Origin of the sequence: Microscilla marina ATCC 23134 (assembly GCF_000169175.1) — a bacterium.
GTDB lineage: Bacteria > Bacteroidota > Bacteroidia > Cytophagales > Microscillaceae > Microscilla > Microscilla marina.
On record NZ_AAWS01000028.1, the window covers coordinates 33,479 to 53,968 of the forward strand.

At 41.2% G+C, this 20,490-nt stretch carries 16 protein-coding genes; 12 read left to right on the top strand and 4 right to left on the bottom strand.

The window, feature by feature from the left end; translation table 11 throughout:
- Positions 1-130 precede the first annotated feature (130 nt).
- The gene (locus tag M23134_RS22870) at positions 131-1,576 is read left to right on the top strand and encodes an alkaline phosphatase PhoX (protein WP_045114151.1); all 1,446 of its coding nucleotides are present in this window, start codon (positions 131-133) and stop codon (positions 1,574-1,576) included.
- Positions 1,577-1,688: 112 nt separating this feature from the next.
- The gene (locus M23134_RS22875; RefSeq protein WP_045114162.1) at positions 1,689-3,491 is read left to right on the top strand and encodes a cytochrome-c peroxidase; all 1,803 of its coding nucleotides are present in this window, start codon (positions 1,689-1,691) and stop codon (positions 3,489-3,491) included.
- A 263-nt stretch (positions 3,492-3,754) separates the two neighbouring features.
- Here the strand turns inward: M23134_RS22875 and gldJ are convergent, their stop codons facing one another.
- Entirely contained in the window at positions 3,755-5,143 is a 1,389-nt protein-coding gene (gene gldJ, locus M23134_RS22880) for a gliding motility lipoprotein GldJ (RefSeq protein WP_232296827.1), read from the bottom strand.
- Between the two features lie 136 nt (positions 5,144-5,279).
- Entirely contained in the window at positions 5,280-8,693 is a 3,414-nt protein-coding gene (gene mfd, locus M23134_RS22885; RefSeq protein ID WP_004156508.1) for a transcription-repair coupling factor, read from the bottom strand.
- A gap of 199 nt (positions 8,694-8,892) precedes the next feature.
- Between mfd and M23134_RS22890 the strand changes: the two genes are divergently transcribed.
- Positions 8,893-9,435 (top strand): hypothetical protein, encoded by a 543-nt coding sequence (locus M23134_RS22890; RefSeq protein ID WP_004156509.1) that lies wholly within the window; start codon positions 8,893-8,895, stop codon positions 9,433-9,435.
- A gap of 75 nt (positions 9,436-9,510) precedes the next feature.
- Here the strand turns inward: M23134_RS22890 and M23134_RS22895 are convergent, their stop codons facing one another.
- Positions 9,511-10,200 (bottom strand): LytR/AlgR family response regulator transcription factor, encoded by a 690-nt coding sequence (locus M23134_RS22895; protein WP_004156511.1) that lies wholly within the window; start codon positions 10,198-10,200, stop codon positions 9,511-9,513.
- Between the two features lie 8 nt (positions 10,201-10,208).
- Positions 10,209-11,906 (bottom strand): histidine kinase, encoded by a 1,698-nt coding sequence (locus tag M23134_RS22900; RefSeq protein WP_004156513.1) that lies wholly within the window; start codon positions 11,904-11,906, stop codon positions 10,209-10,211.
- A gap of 145 nt (positions 11,907-12,051) precedes the next feature.
- Here M23134_RS22900 and M23134_RS41310 point away from each other — a divergent pair, with 145 nt between their 5' ends.
- The 9 genes from M23134_RS41310 to M23134_RS22940 all read left to right on the top strand — a co-directional run bounded on the left by M23134_RS41310 (position 12,052) and on the right by M23134_RS22940 (position 20,465).
- Positions 12,052-12,228 (top strand): hypothetical protein, encoded by a 177-nt coding sequence (locus M23134_RS41310; RefSeq protein ID WP_004156514.1) that lies wholly within the window; start codon positions 12,052-12,054, stop codon positions 12,226-12,228.
- A 35-nt stretch (positions 12,229-12,263) separates the two neighbouring features.
- Complete coding sequence (locus M23134_RS22905; RefSeq protein WP_004156515.1) at positions 12,264-14,006, top strand: serine hydrolase domain-containing protein; 1,743 nt, start codon at positions 12,264-12,266, stop codon at positions 14,004-14,006.
- Between the two features lie 78 nt (positions 14,007-14,084).
- On the top strand, positions 14,085-14,681 hold the full coding sequence (locus M23134_RS38730; RefSeq protein ID WP_004156516.1) for a hypothetical protein: 597 nt from the start codon (positions 14,085-14,087) through the stop codon (positions 14,679-14,681).
- Positions 14,682-14,891: 210 nt separating this feature from the next.
- Entirely contained in the window at positions 14,892-15,452 is a 561-nt protein-coding gene (locus M23134_RS22915; RefSeq protein ID WP_004156517.1) for a CbrC family protein, read from the top strand.
- Between the two features lie 120 nt (positions 15,453-15,572).
- Positions 15,573-16,490 carry a DM13 domain-containing protein gene (locus tag M23134_RS38735; protein ID WP_004156518.1) on the top strand — a complete coding sequence of 306 codons (918 nt, stop codon included), beginning with the start codon at positions 15,573-15,575 and terminating at the stop codon, positions 16,488-16,490.
- Between the two features lie 33 nt (positions 16,491-16,523).
- Positions 16,524-17,408: a transporter gene (locus M23134_RS22925; RefSeq protein WP_004156519.1), complete on the top strand. Its 885-nt coding sequence runs from the start codon at positions 16,524-16,526 to the stop codon at positions 17,406-17,408.
- Between the two features lie 163 nt (positions 17,409-17,571).
- Positions 17,572-18,291: a hypothetical protein gene (locus M23134_RS22930; RefSeq protein WP_045114152.1), complete on the top strand. Its 720-nt coding sequence runs from the start codon at positions 17,572-17,574 to the stop codon at positions 18,289-18,291.
- A gap of 74 nt (positions 18,292-18,365) precedes the next feature.
- Positions 18,366-19,388 (top strand): SPASM domain-containing protein, encoded by a 1,023-nt coding sequence (locus tag M23134_RS22935; RefSeq protein ID WP_004156522.1) that lies wholly within the window; start codon positions 18,366-18,368, stop codon positions 19,386-19,388.
- A gap of 249 nt (positions 19,389-19,637) precedes the next feature.
- On the top strand, positions 19,638-20,465 hold the full coding sequence (locus M23134_RS22940; RefSeq protein ID WP_004156523.1) for a mechanosensitive ion channel family protein: 828 nt from the start codon (positions 19,638-19,640) through the stop codon (positions 20,463-20,465).
- Positions 20,466-20,490: the final 25 nt, after the last annotated feature.

A 20,490-nucleotide genomic window follows, 5' to 3' on the forward strand; every position in this document is an offset into this window, starting at 1 on the left:
TATTTTACCCCATAAGCCCCTACTTTACCCGCATATTTAACTTAGCATTAAAATCGAAACAGTCTTTGGTTAACATTAAACCTCTACGTTTGTGACTTTAAACATCACTCAAATCTATTATTATACTACAATGAAATCTATAAAACTATACTTGCTTGTTAGTGTATTGGCTGTAAGCCTGTTAGCTTGTAAGAAAGATGAAAATAACGTAGATACATCTCAAATAGTCTTGGCTACACACTCAAAAACTCCCTCATTTTTGAAGTTGAGTAATGAGTTTTCGAATGTAAGCATACACTCTATATTATCTTCAGAAGATCAACTTACTGAAACTCCTGATTTTGTGTATGGGTCTATGGCTGATGGTGCCGGGTTGTTGAAAAACACAGATGGTACCTATACCCTGATCAACAATATAGAGGCCGATTATTCTGTTTCACGTATCACCTTGGACGCTACTTTTAAACCTATCAAAGGGGAGTACATACTGAACGCAGCTGCTACGGCTTCTACTGCTCAATGTTCTGGTTCAATGATTACCCCCGAAGAGCACGGCTTTGGTCCTTTGTACTTGTCTGGTGGCGAGTGGGGTGGTTCTTCTAAAGGTGTATTTGTAACAGACCCTTACAAAGATGCCAATACTGCTTCAACTGCTTCAATGTTGCCTGCTTTTGGGCAATGGTCTACTGAAAACGCAGTATTGATAGGCAAAGATGCCTACGCTGATAAAACAGTGGCTTTTATCGGTGATGACCACTCTGACAATGATGTGCCATCTGGTCAGTTGGGCATGTATGTAGGTGCCCGTGGCGATTTGACCGGAGGTAAACTGTATGGTTTGAAGGTTACCTCAGCGGGAATCAACTTTGAAATGGATATGAAGGAAGGACAAGCTTACGATATGGAGTTTGTACAATTGACCGAGACTAACATAGACTTGTTGGATGCTGAGGCCAAGCAAAAAGGGGTAATGGGCTTTTCTCGTTTAGAAGACGTTGACTGGAGAAGAGGTTCGGCACAAAACAACCGTGAGGTTTATTTTGCTGTAACCGGAAGAAAAAAAGACGGCTTGAAAGACAAAGGTACTTTCTATGGAAGAATATACAAGGTAGTATTGAACGAAAATGACCCTACTCAAGCCGGAAAAATCACTTGTGTATTAGATGGTGACAACCTCACGGGTGTTGCCAAGGCTTTTCATAGCCCTGATAACATTTTGGTCACAGAAAACTATGCTTATATTCAGGAAGATCCAAACGGCTACCCTGATACCCCTGAAAAAACTCACTATGCTCGTTTGTATCAGTACAACCTAAACACAGGTGAGTTAAAAGTAGTATTAGAGTGTGATCAGGCAAGTGCTGCCAAGGCTGGTTATGGACTATCTACCAAAACCTGGGAGCTTACCGGAATGATTGATATTTCGGACATTGTAGGAAAGCCGGAAACTTTCTTGTTAATGACTCAAAACCACGGGTGGACTAACGACAAATTTACTGACCCTAAAGCCAATCCTGACTTAACTAACCGCAACGAAGGTAGCGTAATGTATGTTGTAAATGGATTGAAAAGATAAATCACGTGATTCTATCCCCCAGAGGTGTTTTCACCTCAACACAAACAGAGCAAGCTTGTTGGGAGCTTGCTCTTGTTTATTTATTGTTTCTCTGTTTTTTTTAATGAATGTTATGAAACTGCTTTTCAGGTTCACCCTTGCCCTTACCATAGGAGGTTGGCTGGTTGGCTGTGCTGCCAAAGATCCATCCAACACTGTTCACAAAACCGATTACTTTGCAAAGGTTCAACAAGTATACACTCAAGACATTAGTCAATGCATTGACTGGCTTGATAGCCTGGAGCAAGCCAATTCCAGAAAAGCCCTGGAAAAATATTACCTAAAAGCCCGTCAATATTTTAAATACGCTGAGCCTGTGCTGGCTTTTATGGAAATAGAAAATTATAAGTTTTTGAACCAGCCCAATATACTCAAGGTAGTAGAAGAAGATGCCACCGATATAAAGGTGAAAAAACCGGCAGGTTTCCAGGTATTAGAAGAGCAAATATTTACTGATAGCCTGGATAAAGCAGCCATCAAAAAAAATGCAGCGCTTACCCGCAACCGTCTCAAACTTATCAGAAAAAACACCCGTTTTACTTCTCATAAGCCCTATCATTTTTTATGGCTCTTGCGTGATGCCATCGCCAGAGTAGCGCTCACTGGTGTTACTGGGTTTGACTCACCTGTACTAGAGCAATCGCTCAGCGAAAGTGCCTGGATATACGAACGCCTTCAGGACTATTTACAAATATTCCAACCTGAGTTTAAAGACAGTACTTTATTCAAACAATGGAGGCAGGCCATTGACCAAAGTGTAGCTGCCCTCAAAGGAGACTTTAATCAGTTTGACCGTTATGCTTTTATTCAACAACACACCCATCCTCAACTTAAGCTGTGGGTAAAAACTGTAGACGTCTGGCAAGTGCAGTTTCCTTTTACGCTGGCGCTTAATCATGAGGCTACCTCTTTGTTTTCAGACAAAACTTTTAACCTTGCCTATTTCTCTGATCCCAAACTAGGGGTACATTCTGCCGACAAGGTAGCCTTGGGCAAACGCTTGTTCAACGATGTAAACCTGTCGGCAGACAAGACCATGAGCTGCGCCAGTTGTCACCAGGCAAAAAAAGGTTTTAGTGATGGCTTGGTGACGCCCACAGGACAAACCCGCAATAGTCCTACATTATTGTATGCTGCTTTGCAACAGAAGTTTTTTTATGATGGGCGGGCAGGTAGCTTAGAAGGGCAAATAGTTTCGGTAGTAAAAAACACCAAAGAGTTTCATACCGATCTGGCAAGTATAAAAGCATTCATTAACCGCACTGTAGACTATAAAACAACGTTTGAAAAACTGTATAAGCGTGGTGTAAACGACCTTAACATTCGTCATGCCATTGCCAGTTATATAAGAAGTCTGGCACCGTTTAACTCTAAGTTTGACCGTAACCTGAACCAACAAGAGCAAACCTTGACTGAGAAAGAAGTCAAGGGTTTTAATTTGTTTATGGGTAAAGCGAAGTGTGCTACCTGTCATTTTCCTCCCACTTTTAATGGCACCATACCACCTAATTTTCGTGAAACCGAGTTGGAAATGCTGGCTGTGCCCCAAAAGCCTGATACTGCCAATGCCACTATAGACCCCGACTTGGGCAGGTATCACTTATTTAAGGTAAACGAACGTAAGTTTTTCTTTAAGACGCCTACCGTGCGCAATGTAGCACAAACAGCACCTTATATGCACAATGGAGCATATCCCACACTAGAGTCGGTGGTAGATTTTTATAACCGAGGGGGAGGGGCTGGCATCGGTATTAACCAACCCTTACAAACATTACCACCTGATAGGCTAAACCTTACAGAAGCAGAACAAGCTGCATTGGTGGTGTTTATGAAGAGCTTGAGTGATGAGAAGAGTAAAAAACAGGTACATAAGTAGCCGCAATAGCTATAAGTCCTTAGATACCGATGTATATCGGTGCTACAAGTAAGAGTAACTCATTCATATGGCTGTGACACCTACTCATTAGGCATATTTAGTTCTATCTTGATAATATAAATAAAGTAAGTTCTTATATCCCAATTGTACTTATATGCATTGGTATCCAAGGCTTACATTGCTTTTTGATATTATTCTAATAAAAAAAAGGGTAGTCAATCAAATTGACTACCCTTTTTTTAACAAAAGTATATTCAGTAATATTATTTATTTTTTCTACGAGTTTCTCCGTCTCTTTCACCAGCCATAATCATTGCGCAACGGAAACCGATAGCAGCAGTACGACCATTTTTATCTAAGAAACGACGAGTACCAGGAGAACACCAGTAAGCCACATCTTTCCAAGAAGCACCTTTGTATACACGAACATCATCATTTACTAATGAGTTCAAAGTAGTGTTTCCTTGTGAGTTGGCAGGGTTATAAGGCTTTTTATCATCGCTGTATACACTCTTAGAGGTATCAGGGTTAAGCTTAGTACTATCAAGTCGTTGACGACGAACAGGGTTCAAATCATCTACATCACGGAAAGAGTTTGGACGATATACATCCTCTACCCATTCACTTACATTACCTGCCATATTGTACAAACCATAGTCGTTAGGAGGGTAAGCAAATACATATTCAGTGATCAAAGCACCATCATTTAGTTTACCAGCAATACCAGCATAGTCACCACGACCACGCTTAAAGTTGGCAAGCATATAACCCATTGGGTACTTCTTAGTATCGTAAGGGTTTCTTACAGAGTGACCATCCCAGGGATAAATACGTCCGTTAGATTGGTTTTCGTCATTATATTGAGTTCCAATTAAAGCTTTAGCAGCATATTCCCACTCAGCTTCAGTTGGTAAACGGAAATCAGGTACAACTACACCAGACTCCAAAGGTAATTTTTCGCCATTGGCAAAGTCAGGTACAGATTCGATTTTACCAGACTTTTCTGCCTGTAGTGCCAGGTTCTCGTTTACAACCATTGTACGCCAGCGACAAAAGTCTTGTGCCTGTACCCAGGAAATACCTACTACAGGAAAGAAACGGAAACCAGGATAACGTAGATAGTTGGCTACGTAAGAGTCGTTATAGGCGAGTTCACTTGCCCAAACAGTAGTATCAGGAAGCAAAACCTGATCTCTGTATGTTTTTAGGTCAGTAAAACCGGGAGGGAGACGAGATGAGTTGTCTGGGTTTTCATAATATGCCATATATTCTAACCAGTGGATATTGGCCACTTCGGTTTGGTCCATAAAGAAAGACTGAATACTGGCGGTTCTTTCTACGTTATCGTGAGAAAACATAATATCTTCTTCAGAAGAACCAAGGGTGAAGCGCCCTCCTTCAATAAACACCATATTAGGAGCATCGGGTTGTCCCTCGTACTCTGATACTTTGAAGCTATACTCAGAGCCTTTTTCACCTGCTTCTACGTTATACTTTACTCCCGTTACCATACTCTTTTGGTTCTTCCGGTGAACGTTCTTACTGTTTTGTAAGCCTTTGGGTTCCCGGTTAAACAAAAAACAAGAGGTCAGCATCGTAGAGCAAACTGCAAACAGACAAAATTGCTTAAAGAGCTGCATTTTATTATTCATAACCTGTTTAAACTTAAATTTATTGATAGAAAATTTAAAGCGTATAAATACAAAAGTACACTTATTATGCCAAATTCAACGTATATCCTTTGGTGAAAGTTTTTGTATTTTTTGTTTTTTACTCCCCTTATCAACGCTATTTTATAGAGGATAGTATAGAGATCGCTTGCTGAATTGAATTTACCTCGGCAAATATAATAATTGGTTTTTGCTTATGTTCCTTTAAGCGTGTTTTTTGAGGGTTTTGCTGCAAATACCGGATGATTTTGCCAAAGGTATCAGACTTAAAATAGTCGTCATTTTCAGAGTTAAAATAGCCTTTCATTGCCCCATTTTTAAGCGTAAGTTTGGTCATCCCCAAACGTTCTGCTTCCCACCTTAGCTTGACAGTTTCTATCAAATCGTTTACCTCTGATGGTGGGTTGCCAAACCTGTCCTGAACCGAGATTTTAAACTTATTGAGCTCTTCTGTTTCTTTAATGTTATCAAGGGTAGTATACAAACTAAGCCTTTCAGTGATGTTTGTAACATAGTTTTCAGGAATTAAAATGGCCAAATCGGTTTCTATCACACAGTCCGTTTTGATTTCCTTGATAGCAAGTTCACTTTCAAATAACTCCCTAAATTTGGTTTCTTTAAGTTCTTGAATTGCCTCATCTAATACTTTGTGGTACATTTCAAACCCTAGGTCACTAATAAAACCGCTTTGCTCGGCACCTAACAAATTACCTGCGCCTCTGATATCCAAATCACGCATAGCAATTTTAAAACCATCGCCCAAGTCAGAGAACTCCTCCAAAGCTGACAACCTTCTACGTGACTCTACATTGAGTAAAGTAGACGCAGGCGCAAGCAGATAACAATAGGCTTTACGGTTAGAGCGCCCCACTCTTCCCCGCATTTGGTGCAAGTCGGCAAGCCCAAAGGTATGCGCCATGTCTATAATAATGGTGTTGGCGTTGGGTACATCCAGTCCGGCTTCTATAATATTGGTAGAAATTAACACATCATATTCGCCCTCGATGAATTTCATCATAGTTTTCTCTAGCTTAGGTCCCTCCATTTGCCCGTGAGCAACCCCCACGTGGGCATCAGGTACTAGCTTAAGTACATTATTGGCTATTGATATAATATCTTTGACTCTGTTATGTACAAAAAACACTTGTCCGCCTCGGCGTAGCTCAAAGCTGATGGCGTCTCGAATAACCTCATCGTTAAAGGTATGTTGTTCGGTAGTCACCGGTTGGCGGTTGAGCGGTGGGGTTTGGATAATAGACAAGTCACGGGCACCCATTAGTGAAAAATGTAGGGTACGGGGAATAGGCGTAGCCGTAAGTGTAAGTACATCTACATTTACTCGCATTTCTTTCAGGCGTTCTTTGGTTTTTACCCCAAATTTTTGCTCTTCATCTATCACCAGCAGCCCAAGGTCTTTAAACTGGACATCTTTATTTACAATACGATGAGTCCCAATCAAGATATCTACTTTGCCTTCGTTTACTTCTTTCAGGGTTGCTTTGATTTGCTTACTGGTTTTAAAACGGTTGATATACTCTATATTACAGGGGAATTTTTCCAGTCGGTTTTTAAAGGTTTTGTAATGTTGCAGGGCGAGAATGGTAGTAGGTACCAATATTGCCACCTGTTTGCCATCATATACTGCCTTAAACGCTGCTCGAATAGCCACTTCGGTTTTACCAAAACCAACATCACCACAAACCAAACGATCCATAGGACTATTTTGCTCCATGTCAGCTTTCACATCAGCGGTGGCTTTTGCCTGGTCGGGGGTATCTTCATATATAAAAGAAGACTCCAGCTCTGCCTGGAGGAAGCTGTCTTGACTAAAAGCAAAACCTGGGGCAGATTTACGTTTGGCATATAGTTCTATCAAATCTTCGGCAATGTCGAGAACTCGTTTTTTTACCCGTTTCTTCTTGGTTTCCCATTCAGGCGAACCTAGCTTGTGTACTTTTGGAGGAGCAGAATCTTTGCCTGAGTATTTGCTGATTTTATGCAATGAGTGAATACTCACGTATAGTAGGTCATCGTCGCGGTATACCAGGCGAACCGCCTCTTGTACTTTGCCATTGGCTTCTACCTTTTCAAGCCCGGCAAACCTGCCTACTCCATAGTCTACATGGGTCACATAGTCACCAGGGTTAAGTGCCTTAAGCGCCTTCATAGTGAGTGCCTTTGACTTGGAGTGACGTTTGCCTGCCCTATACCTATGAAAACGTTCGAAAATCTGGTGATCAGTATAACACACAAAACGGTTGACATGATCCACAAAACCTTCGCGAAGGGATACTCCCAGGGCTTCAAAACTTATATTTGGGTCAAGCTCGTCAAATATTACGTGAAGGCGTTCTACTTGGCGCAACGAGTCGGCAGCAATAAAGTTAGCGTAGCCTTGACTTTGCCGCTCTTTGAGGTCGTCAATGAGGAGCGCAAAGTCTTTATTAAACGAAGGTTGGGGCTTTGCCTCTTGTACCAGGCGTTTGTCTGACTTAAAGTGAAACCGCTTACCAAATTCAACTGTGGTAAACTCTAGTAGCTTTTCCTCGAAAGAGGCCTGTGTTTCAAACAGCACGTCAGGGTCATTGATGACTTGAGTATTGCCGCTTTTTTCCAGAATCTCTTTAAAATTGTTTGCCACTTTCGTGAAACTCTTTCGGATAACATCCATTGTAGCATCATAGTCCTTGAGCCATACCTTGGTATTGTTGGGCACAAAGTTGAGAAACGACTCACGAACTTCTTGCACCAATTTGGTTTGCACATTGGGAATAATGGCTATTTGGCTTACCTGCTCTATAGAAAGCTGGCTCTCAGGGTCAAACAAACGAATACTTTCCAGCTCATCGTCAAAAAACTCAAGACGGTAAGGATAGTCGTTTGAGTAAGAAAAAATATCGACAATCCCCCCCCGGATAGAAAACTGTCCAGCTTCGTATACAAAATCGGTTTTATCAAAATCGTAAGTATGTAGTATTTCGGCAAGAAACTCAATGTCTACTTTTTCGCCTACTTCGGCGGTAAATGTATTTTCCAGTAAAGACCGTTTATTGATTACTTTTTCGACTAAAGCGCTGGGGTAGGTTACTATCATAAACCCCTCCTGATTGGTGGGGTTTTCTTCATTGGCTTTGCCAGCATCAATACTTACTACCTGAGGGTTGCTTATTTGTTGGTTGATGCGGTTGAGTACCTCGGCACGCTCCAGTATATTGGCATTTTCGACCTCCATAAATTTGTAAGGGCGTTTGTAAGAAGAAGGAAAAAACCAAATATTTTTTTTGCCCAGTAGGTTTTGCAAGTCATTGTAAAAATACAGGGCTTCGTCTCGGTCGTGCAGTACCAAAATATGATTAATACGTTGGTTTGCCTCAGTATGAATTTTATAGGTGGCACTTGCCATTACTGAGTCCAGGCTTCCTACCAGTCCCTTGACCTGAACACGTTCGGGGGTGCTGGAGCTGAGGTATTGGGCGAGCATTTGGGTGAGGCTGTCTTTAGTATAGTGGTCTACAAAATCCCTGATCTTCATAAGTATCTGTTGAGGTGCTATTAAAGTTTTGCAAATATACACAAGCTATGAGGGTAAATGCAAAATCAATGTGAGAGTATGAATTCCATTGCTCAGGCTAAAAAATATTTTTAACCCTGGAGACACCACTTTAAACTACTTTGATGGCAAAAAGTTAAACTTATAATTGTACTTTAATGCAAAATTAATAGCGTTGCCAATGTATGATCAAAAAACCATTCATGTTTTTCAAAAGCTCTATGAGACCTTAAGCTCTCATCCTGATGCTTATGTAGGCACTCTTACCAAAGTAAATACTGTTGGCACTTTGCGTACTGGTATTATTCTGTCGCCTACCTTTGAGTATTTATACAAAAACTACGCTTGGGGCTTTCATCTGATTGTTCATAACATAGCCTTTGTTGCTGTTGAGCGTTTGGAGAGGTATCAAGAAGGTTTACATTTAGAAGCAGGGCAGTTTGTCTTTGCTCACCTCAATGACGACCCTATCATTGCGCACACTCATCATAACGAAATTTTTGCGTCTATAGAAGCCCGCAAGCCTCTAGCAATTGCTCCCACCTTGCGCCATTTTTTCTTACTTTGTATTGAACTCATCAATGTGTCGCTCCAGTATCCTTTGCCTGATGATGAAGACGAAGAGAAAAACGATGAGTTAATCAAGGATCATTTTTTAGCAAATGCTGCCTCTCTTGTGTCTAAAGAGTACTTAGGCCACCTTGAGCATTTTCTGTATTTTTGATATTCTTTGGCTCACCCATCATATTTGTGAAACAAAGTATGCAAGAACGTACTACTGCCTTAGGTTGGCAAAAAGTTAAACCCATTTTTCTTTTAAATACTTATACCTGGTTCTACCAATGGGCAAGCTGGTACCATCTGTCAAGACTAATTCATACTTGCTTCCTTGATAAATACAAATATCTTTGGCTTCGTTCATTTGGGCAAGGTACGACTTATGGATACGCTCAAAGCTTGGGGGTAATAAATGATGTAATTTGTCTAATGCCTTGTCGTGCAATACTTTTTCGCCATTTTTAAGAAACACCTCAGAGTAATTGCCTGCACCTTGTACATACATTACCTCCTCTATAGGTACCAAACGGATACGCCCACTGTGTTTGATGGCTAAAAATTTTAAATGATTTGCCTGTGCTAGTTGCAAACGATCGAAGGCTTTTTGTAGCCTGTCCCGGTTAAACGGTTTGGGGACAAAGTCAAGTACCCCGTACTCGAAGGCTTCTATAGCACGCTCTTGATAGGCTGAAATAACAATGGTATGAAATGATTCTGCCACCAGGTGAGTGAGTAGGTCAAAACCATTTTTGCCATTCAGGTTTAGGTCAAGTAATAATAAGTCTACCAAGTTGATTTTTAGGTATTGTTGTGCCGCATCAAGCGATGAAAACTCATGGATTTGGGTGATTTGTCCAACAAGGATGTCTTTGAGGTGTTTTTTGATTAACTGTAAAATGGGAAACTCGTCTTCTACGATTACTATTTTCATTTGTCTGGCTATTTTTTTAGGTGAATGACATCTTGCCAACCATTTGGGGTATTTTCTGAATAAAACTCCCACCGCCCCGAAAAACTTTCGTCTAACCTGGCTTTGATGTAACGGTGCCCAGTGCCATTTGTGCCTGTAGTGGTGATTTCGTTTTTACTTTGACGATGTTTGGAAGTAAAGACATAAGTAATGCCTTGGGCGTGCAATTGTTGCTTAAGCATAAAAACCAACCCTCCTGCATGAGCATCGCTGTGGGTGATGCCGTTTTCGAGCAGCGTATGAAAAATAGCAGGAGGAATCATTACATCCTCTTTTTCATACTGTACTTCCAGGGTATAAACTGTATTTTTGCGGTAACGCATTACAGCAATATGTGCTTGGCATAAAGCAATCTCTTGCGATAAAGTAATGAGTTTTTCAGAAGCGATCTGAAGCAAAATTTTCAGCTCATCTGCCAGGGCTTCTATCAGTTTTACACTGGTAGCAGGTTCGGCTTCTATCCAACCAATGACAGAAGTAAGGGTGTTCATCAGAAAATGAGGTTGTAACTGTTTTTTAAGCAGTTCTATCTCTAATCTACTTGATCGAAGCAAGGCATTTTTTTCGGTTTGCTGTTGGGCTTTGAGTTGAATACTCAAGGAAATTAACATAAAAACAATCAGTCCAAAAAAGCCCAGAAACAAGGTCAAATCGTAGTAGTTGAGACTAATAAAACACGCAAGGATGCCACTAAAGGCTTCTAAGCTCCCCCTTTGCTTTTGCCACATAGCCCTTATAATAATGAGCAAAGCAATGAACAGTGCCGATATGTACATATAAAAAACACCTTCTGGGTTGAAGTTGAGCTGGTGCATGCTTACCAGCAACAAGGTAAGCACCAGTAAAATGAGGGGTTGTCGGGGTGGTTGAAAACGTAAGAGAAAAAATAAAACAATGAGGTAACTAATGGCATAACTTAAGGCGTCAATAATCATTAAGCGAGTAAGGTGCCAGGGGTAGGGGTATTGGTAAATTGGTTTGCTATGTTCAAACAAGGTTAATAAACAAAAACAGAGGCTTAACATGCCAAACACCAGCAAAGACGCTTGCCGATAGGCAATGAGGTAAAGTAGCAAGTAATAAATAGCAATGGTAAAAAAACTGCCTGCTAAAATGTACAAGATAGCGGTAAAAATAAGCGGACGCTGAGTGAGTTGATCATAAGTGCCCACCAGTAACAAACGAAAGCTGTTGGCAGATGAGCGGTGGTAGTTTGACAACTGAAACAATACCTGATGTTTGCCTTGGGTAGTCAAAGCACGGGGAATAATCACCGTATTATTCATTTTTCCGGGTACTTCACTGGTTTTACTATCACCCACAACGCCATTTGTTTCAATGAGTTGCCCGTCCCAATAGAGTTTATAAGAAGCTTGCAAAACTACTAACATGCCCAGATGCTTGTCAGAAGCATTGGCTAAATCTACTTCTCCTCTGAGTAGGTATGTTCCGCTTTTTTGGTGAAAATTAATTTTTTGTTGCCAAGGCGATGCTTCATTAATGCTCTTGAGTTCCAGACGTTTTATCGGGGTTACATCTTGGCCATATAGCAGGTCAAATACATAAAAGTTTTGTGCAGAAGTAACCGACCATATTGTGAGCCCTACCAATGCCAACGAAAAGGCTAACAATGCCCATACATTGCTTTTGAATTGTGTTTTAAACATTATTTTATATAAAAATATACAATGTTCAATTTAGTAGATTATAGCAGAACATGCATAGCAGTTTGTCCAGTTATATAGCCATTGGTCACAGAGACTTTCGCTTGTGAGGTAGCACAGCTTATTTTTGAGTAAACGTAAGTACATAATGCAAAAATTATCATTGTTTTTTTGTGGAATACTCACTGTGCTATGGGCAAGTTTGGCAATCAGGGCTTATTGGCAACAACAAACCCAACAACTACCTGTATTACTGGTGTTGTTTGTGGCAAGTCTGATGCTCACGTTTGGCATTCGTTTGTACTACAGTAATCGTATTCGCTAAAAATGGCTTACCATTTATACATAAACCATATATTCATGAAAACAATTCAAGTCATTACATTCCTTATTTTATCGGCTTTGGCTTGCCAGGCCCAAACTACACCTCCCACCATACCCAGTGCAAAAGGAGTATGGAAGGTGGTACTCAAAGAGCCTAGAGAGCTGGTGAAAAAATTGCGCATTTACCCCAAAGGAAAAAACTGGAAAGCCCAGTTAGGTACGAAAAACATTCCGGTAAAATATCGCCATGGGAAGTTTACCATTCGTTGGAAAAAAGCAAAGTTTGATGGGGAGTTTGCCAGAGATGCGCAAAACCCTCAACAAAAAATAATCAAAGGCTTTTGGCGGCAGTATGGTTATGTAGCCCCGGTAGAGCTACACCCCAAAAATAGTGGCTGGGAAGGAGTGCGTGAAGTTCAGTTGAAGCGATTGACCTTTTACTTAGTCATTCGCCCAAAAAAAGGCGGTAATTTTAAGGGATTTATTCATAACCCCGAACGAAACCAAGGCATTTTTATCCGAATACGTGAGATTGTACAAAAACAAAGGCAAGTACTCATTTATGGCAGAGATACTACCAAGCCTATGTTTAAGGGAATGCTGGCAAAAGATGGCAAAACTTTGCATGTGAAGTTTCGAGTGCATGGAATGACAGGCAAAGTGTTACACAAAGTAGATACTAAAAAGGACATATTGGTGCGTCCTCGTGTGGGGCAAAAAACCTATGCCTATCAAACTCCTCCCCAATTGCATGATGGTTGGCAAACTGCTTCGTTGGAAAAGCAAGGAGCAGACATGGGCAAAATTAAGGCGCTCATGGAAAAAATTCTGACTCAAAAATATATCTACCTGCATAGCATACTTATTATGCAAAACAATAAGCTCTTGTTAGAAGAATATTTTTACGGACACCACCGCGACCAGTACCACGACACCCGATCGGCAGGTAAAAGTTTGGCATCAACGATGGTAGGCTTGGCGCTTGATCAAGGTTTATTGAGCAATGTAGACCAAAAAATACTCACGTTTTTTCCTGAATATAAAGGTTCAATCAAACATGTAGGCGACCGCAAAAAACGTATTCGAATCCGCGACCTGATGTCTATGTCATCAGGGCTTGCCTGCAACGACGACAACTACGAATCGCCAGGGCACGAAGACCGCATGCAAGAGCAAAACGCCCAGCCTGATTGGGTGAAGTTTACACTTGACTTGCCTATGAAACGTGAACCAGGTAAAAAAGCCGTGTACTGTACAGGAGGGGTGAATTTGCTGGGGCAAATAGTCTCTAATGTATCGCGCAAACCCAGTTATGAGTTTTTACAAACCTATTTGTTTGAACCATTGGGTATTAAAAAATATACCATGAACATGACTCCTATGGGCAACGGCTACCTGGGAGGAGGCATTCATATGCGTCCCCGTGACCTTGCCAAGTTTGGTCAATTGTTTGCGAATAAAGGGGTGTGGAAAGGCAAACGGGTTATTTCGGAAAAATGGGTACAGCAAGCTACCCAAGGCAAAGCTACCATGCACAATGCAAGCTATAAAAACTATGGATATAATTGGTGGATTCATCGTTTTGAAGTAGAGGGTGAAAAATTTCGCTGCTTTTATGCCGCAGGCAATGGTGGACAACTCATTTTTGTGGTTCCAAAACTTGACTTGGTTACGGTAATTAATGCGGGTAATTATGGACAAGGACGTTTGTGGTTGAAATACCGCGACGAGATTATGCCTCGTTATGTGATTCCGGCATTGATGAAGGCAAAACGATGAATTAATCCGAGGCTTTTTTTGGCAAAGATGGGCTGTATTATATATCTTTTTTACACCTTTGCTAATATTTAAATACACATGAACCAAAGCATTAGAGAACGTATCACTGCTTTAGGTGGTACGTTTCATTTTCAGGGCAAAACTCTACAAGACAACATTCAAAGTATTCATTTTCCTGTGCCACTCATTATCAAGGATTTTTATTCTTTTTGTGATGAATTGGAAAAGTTCAAAACTACAAACAAGCAATTGTTTGAACACCATCAGGCACTATTTTTTAAAAATGCAGTACAGCATTTTTACTCACCTGCCAATACTTGTTACACAAATATTCGTTTTGAGCATACCCTTTTTACTCCTTTTACCAAAGGAACCAAAGACTACGAGGAGTGGGATATTGAAGAAGCAGAAGTGAGGGTGTTTATTGACGATGCGGTGCTGGAGTTTATGTTTATTGGCAATACAGATGGTTTCCCTAATCATTATTTTATCTGTTTGTCTGACAAAAGCCCCCATAACCCCATGGTGTATAGTACAGATCATGAAACTTATTTTTGGGAGATAAAAAAGGAAGGTACTTTGGAAGAGTTTTTTCAAAAGTTTTTGACCCCTTCAGAGTTTTTAGAGGTAATCAAGCAAGTAGATAATCCCAATATTTACTTTCTGGAAAAATAGTTGTTATTTATAACTAGTTGAAAATGAGTATGCTATGAATTATTAGCTACCTGTGAACCGAACCCATAGCAGCTTGCTGTGACGAGTTGTAATTAAACAGGGTTTGCCTTATGCCGACATCCCGCTTGCGGGGCATTGGTATCTAAGGACTTGCGACTTGTCGCTTAAGGCTTGCCCCTGTCAGGGTTTCTAAGATTAAAAAAATTAAATATGTGTGATTTACCCGTTTTCAAATACAACCCTGACCCGGTAAGGTTAGGGGTAATCAAAAAAGAGAGAACACATTGCCCCGTGTGTCAGCAAGAGCGAGCCTATGTTTATACAGGCCCTTTTTACACTACAGCACAAGTCAGAGGCATTTGTCCTTGGTGTATTAAAGATGGAAGTGCAGCCCAAAGGTTTCAAGGTACTTTGCAAGACTATTTAGCGATAGAAGGAATATCGCCTGACCCGTCTACTCCCCATACTATTAACTATGCCTCAGATGTAATAGATGAGCTACTGGAAAGAACCCCTGGATACAGAGGGTGGCAACAAGAAGTCTGGCTTAGCCACTGCAACGAACCTTGTGCCATCATTGATTATGTAGGTTGGAAAGAAATTGCTCACCTTCAGGAAGAATTAATGCCAGATTTAAGCGACATTCAAAGCAGGTGGAATATATCTCAGACAGAATTACAAGGTTTATTAACAAAGCCTGGAGATATTCAAGGATACCTGTTTCGCTGTGTCAAATGTAATAAACATAGGCTAACTATAGATGCCAATTAGGGCATAACTTACCCAACACCTTTTAGCTCCTCAACTTTTTTTATAAAATGTAACCTGCCTGACACTTTACTTCATTGTAATTCGCTATTTTTATATAAAACATAAAACTATTGATGAACAATGACTCAAAAATTAACCCTTTATAATTGGTTGCTGCTTTTTGTAAGCACGCTTTTTTTGCCTGGTTGTGTAGGCGAAGACGTAAAAGAAGACAGCATCAAATCTATTGAGATTACTGCCAGTAAAACTGCTTTACTTGCCAACCAAACCAGTCAGGTGACCGCCATATTGCAAAATCCTTTTGATGATAAATTTGAAGGTGAAGTGGCTTGGACAAACACCAACTCTGAAGTGGCTACCATTGATGCCAACGGAACAGTGACCGCAACAGGGGCGGGGCAAACTAAAATAACCGCCGTAAAGGAGGGGGTAACCAGTAATGAATTAATTATTACCGTGGTGAATAGCCTGACTGCTGTAGCGATGGTAAATATTACGGCACCCGCCAACAATGTAGCTGTGGGTAACACCTTACAGTTAACTGCCACTGCTCAAAATATCAATGGTGCCAACCTTACCGTAGCTAACTATACCTGGAGTAGTAACGATCCCTCCATTGCCACTGTAGACGCTAACGGTGTAGTGACGGGAGTAACGAATGGTTCTGTGATGATTACTGCCACAACTAATGGTGTCAACAGCCAAAACTTTGAACTGACTGTAGGTACAGGAAGCGAGCTCAATGGTGAGTTTAGCGGGCTTGGCAACTACAATGTGTCGGGTAGGGTAACACTTAAAATAGCCGCTAACAACACCTTGGAGATTGTGTTAGCCAGTAACTTTTCCTCGTCAGCAGGTCCAGGCTTACATGTATATCTAAGCAATAGTACTACTGGAGGGTTAGAAGTTGCCCCACTTCGTAAAACCTCTGGAGGCGATACTTATCAGGTTTCTGGAGTTACCCTTGACCAATATAAATACGTGTTGGTGTATTGCAAGCCTTTCGGTGTGACTTTTGGCGCTGCTGAGCTCAAATAAATTGTTGTTTATCCATTCTATAGTAAACTACTCATGAACAAGATATATTTATTATTTTTATTAACTCTGGGTATCGCTGTAGGTGCTCAGGCACAAACCACTTCTGAGTCACGAGCGACCAATACTGTTAGCCCTTTACTCAATGATGTTTGGATAGCCCCCAAAGGACATGGGTATGTGCAGTTGAGCCAAACAGCCATTTATGCCCAACAGTTTTACTCAGCTGAAGGCACTACCACAGACATGACCACTGCGGGGTTTTATTCTACAGAGCTAAGTGGTAGGTTGGGTTTGGGTAGTCACCTGGAAATAAGCCTACAGGCTCCTTTGTTTGTAAGAGCTACCCGCAATGCAGTGCGTTTTCGGAGTAGCCAGAGAGTACAAACAGGCGATCAGGTAAGTACAATTGGCGACATGACCGTGGGTGTAAAATATGGACTGATCAATCGCAAGTCGTTTGTATTAAGCGGCAGTTTGTTATTAGGTGTACCCACAGGTACGGTTCAAGGCGGAGAGTCTCAGTTATTACAAACGGGTGACGGCGAGTTTAACCAAATCATTGGTCTTGATATAGGCTACAAAATCTCCTCTTTTTATGTCACTGGTGGGGTGGGTTTTAATAACCGTACCAATAGTTTTTCGGATGAAATACGTGCCAATGCTGGAGTAGCCTGGGCATACAACCGGTTTTTGGCAATGGTACAAGCAAATATGGTACATTCGCTCAATAATGGGGCAGCTTCTGCCACTCCTGAAAATATTTTTTCTAACAATGTACGCTATGTTACCATTACCCCTAAGCTTGCTTTTGCAATTACCCAAAAGCTCTCTTTCAATGCCAGTGTAGGAGGCATTGTGTCAGGACAAAACATGTTGAAAGCACCAGTGTATAATACAGGAATTTTGTTCCAGTTTTAGTAATGTTACTACACGATTAGAGTAAGTTGATCACAAAAGCCCTGGCACATTGTCAGGGCTTTTTATTTTACTTTCAATAATACTTTTCGCAAAGCTTAACCCCTGGTATTGATTCTCGTAAACTTCTCTAAATCAATACATCTATTTTACTTACCCATATTATATGACACAACACTACAGAACTATTCTTGGCTTTTTTTTCTTGTGCCTGGCTGGGCAAGGCTATGCTCAGATAAACCTCGACAGTAGCCGAAGGTTTTTTAAGGCTAAACCACCCGACTGGAAAATAGGAACCCAACTGCAGGTAGGTGTACATACGTTGGGGGTACAAGCAATTAATCAAGAGCTACAGACTGAAGGTTACCGCGCGTTTGCCCCTATAGATCTGCACGTTGGGTTTACTTTTTCGCTGGTGTATCGCAAGCACCTGTTTGGCTTGGGTGGTTACGGCCATCGTGCGCACAATGGGGATAACTTTTACCTGAGTCAATACAACTTTGGAGGCAACTACCAATACTTGGTGTTGAAAAAGAAAAGCCTGGAGTTTTTTTTCACTGCAGCAGCGCATATTTCAATACTTGAGTTAAGGGCTATCCAACCCAACCCTGCCATTTTCCCTTACAGTTTACTATATACCGTTCCGGTAAAAACTTCGCTTGGTGTAGGGGTAGATAAATGTACTGGATTCAAGGGTTTGTTTGGACGTAGCCCCAGGCTAGATGTGCGTGTAGGGCTTAGAACTGGCTATGCCCTGCCTTTTAACAACCAATGGAGCGAAAATTTTAATACCAGTCGACCCATAGATGATGTACCTATGGTAAACGCCTCAGGCTACTTTTACCTTAAATTTGTGGTTACATCACTTATTCCATTGGGGAGTTAACACTATTTCGAGTAATTTTATTGCTGAACAGGGTGGCTGAGTAGCTACCCTATTTTACCTCATTGTATACACTAATGATTAGCAACCTCAACGATAGTTTTAACTTAGTTTCTAAACTTACCTTGCCCCGTGCCTGGAACGCTGCTAAAGTAGTAGGTAGTTTTTATCTCTCTAAACTTACTAAAAAGCCTCGCCACACCGGGTTGCCCATCAGCATTGCCTTTGAGCCCACTACTTCATGCAACTTACGTTGCCCGGAGTGCCCCAGTGGTTTACGCAATTTTACCCGCCCTACTGGTATGCTACAAGAAGAAGTATTCAAGCAAACCATTGATGAGTTACAAAAAACCTTGCTTTACCTCACTTTCTATTTTCAAGGAGAACCCTATCTTCACCCCCAGTTCTTAGATTTGGTTCAATACGCTTCGGACAAAGGTATTTACACGGCTACGTCTACCAATGCTCACTACCTCAACGATAAAAATGCCCGCAAAACGATAGAGTCAGGGTTAGATCGCCTCATTATCTCGATTGATGGCACCACACAAGATACCTACCAGTCGTATCGTATAGGCGGCAAGCTCGATAAAGTATTGGAAGGTACCCGCAACCTGATACGTTGGAAAAAGCAGCTTAAATCAAAGACACCCCATGTGGTTTTTCAGTTTTTGGTAGTAAAACCCAACCAACACCAAATAGCCGAAGTAAAACAACTTGCCAAAGAGATTGGGGTAGACAAAGTGGGGCTCAAAACTGCGCAGATTTATGACTATGCTCAAGGTTCGCCCCTGATACCTACCATTGACAAATACTCACGTTATGAGCGGCAAGGTGATGGTACTTATAAAATAAAAAATAAATTGATCAATCACTGTTGGAAAATGTGGCACTCTTGTGTAATTACCTGGGATGGATTGGTAGTGCCATGCTGTTTTGACAAAGATGCTCATTATAGACTAGGCGATGTTCAGAAACAAAGTTTCAAAGAGTTGTGGCAAGGCAAAAAATACCAGCAATTCAGGCAAACCCTCATCAAGTCGCGCAGTCAAATAGAAATGTGTAAAAACTGTACTGAGGGCACTAAGGTCTGGGGATAAAAGTAACCCCCAAGCTACAAGTACGCCTCATTAAATGTTTGTGGTTAACCAAATGGGCTGTTGTTGAAAGAATGCGTATGGCCAAGGAAAAAACATAGAAAATTTTCAAGTCTCATTGCTGAAAATCACTCAAAACCAGTATTTTGTCGACGATTTGAGCTACTTAATCCAATACATTGATTTACTTAAGGGCTAAGTCACGTAAAATCAATCATCTAAATCTAAACAATTACAAAATACCCGAAATTTATGTCAGAATTTAAACAAGCTCTTCAAAACTTTTTTAACTCTATTTCTATTGGAGTAGGCGATTGGGGTCTGAAGCTTATTGGTGGACTTGCCGCCCTCATTATTGGGTTCTGGATCATTCGTATGGTGCTCAAAGCAGTATCCCGCGTATTTGACGCCAGCAAAATTGACAAGACACTTCGCCCGTTTTTGCTTACTTTGTTGGGTTTTTCCCTTAAGGCATTATTGTTCATCTCTATTGCGGGCATTGTAGGTATTCCTACTGCCTCGTTTGCTGCCTTGATAGCAGGTGTAGGTATTGCCATTGGTGCAGCATTTAACGGCTCTTTAGGGCATTTGGCCTCTGGGGTTATGCTACTTATCTTTCGCCCCTTCAAAGTAGGGGACTTGATAGAAACCAATGGTACCTTGGGCTTTGTCAAAGAAATATCTGTATTTGTAACTGAGCTGGAGACCTTTCAGAACAAAACCGAGATTATACCAAATGGAGCCATCACGTCTGGAAAAATTACCAATTACTCAACCATTGGTAACCTACGGGTAGATATGTTGTTTGCCGTTCGTTATGGTGCCGATGTAGAGGCAGCCAAAAAGATAGTAATGGAGGTGATGCAAAAAGACCCCAATGTGTTGAACGAACCTGCCCCGCGTGTAGGAGTAAACAATTTGGGAGAGAGTTCAGTAGAATTGGTAGCATTGCCTTTTTCTACAGTAGAGGGTTACTGGGATGTACACTGGGACACTCGCCAACGAATAGTAGAAGCCTTGGGCAAGGCTGGTTATGAAGCACCACTACCACAACGCATTATAACAATGCAGCAAGGGTAGCCCTACATTTTGCGTAAAGCAACTA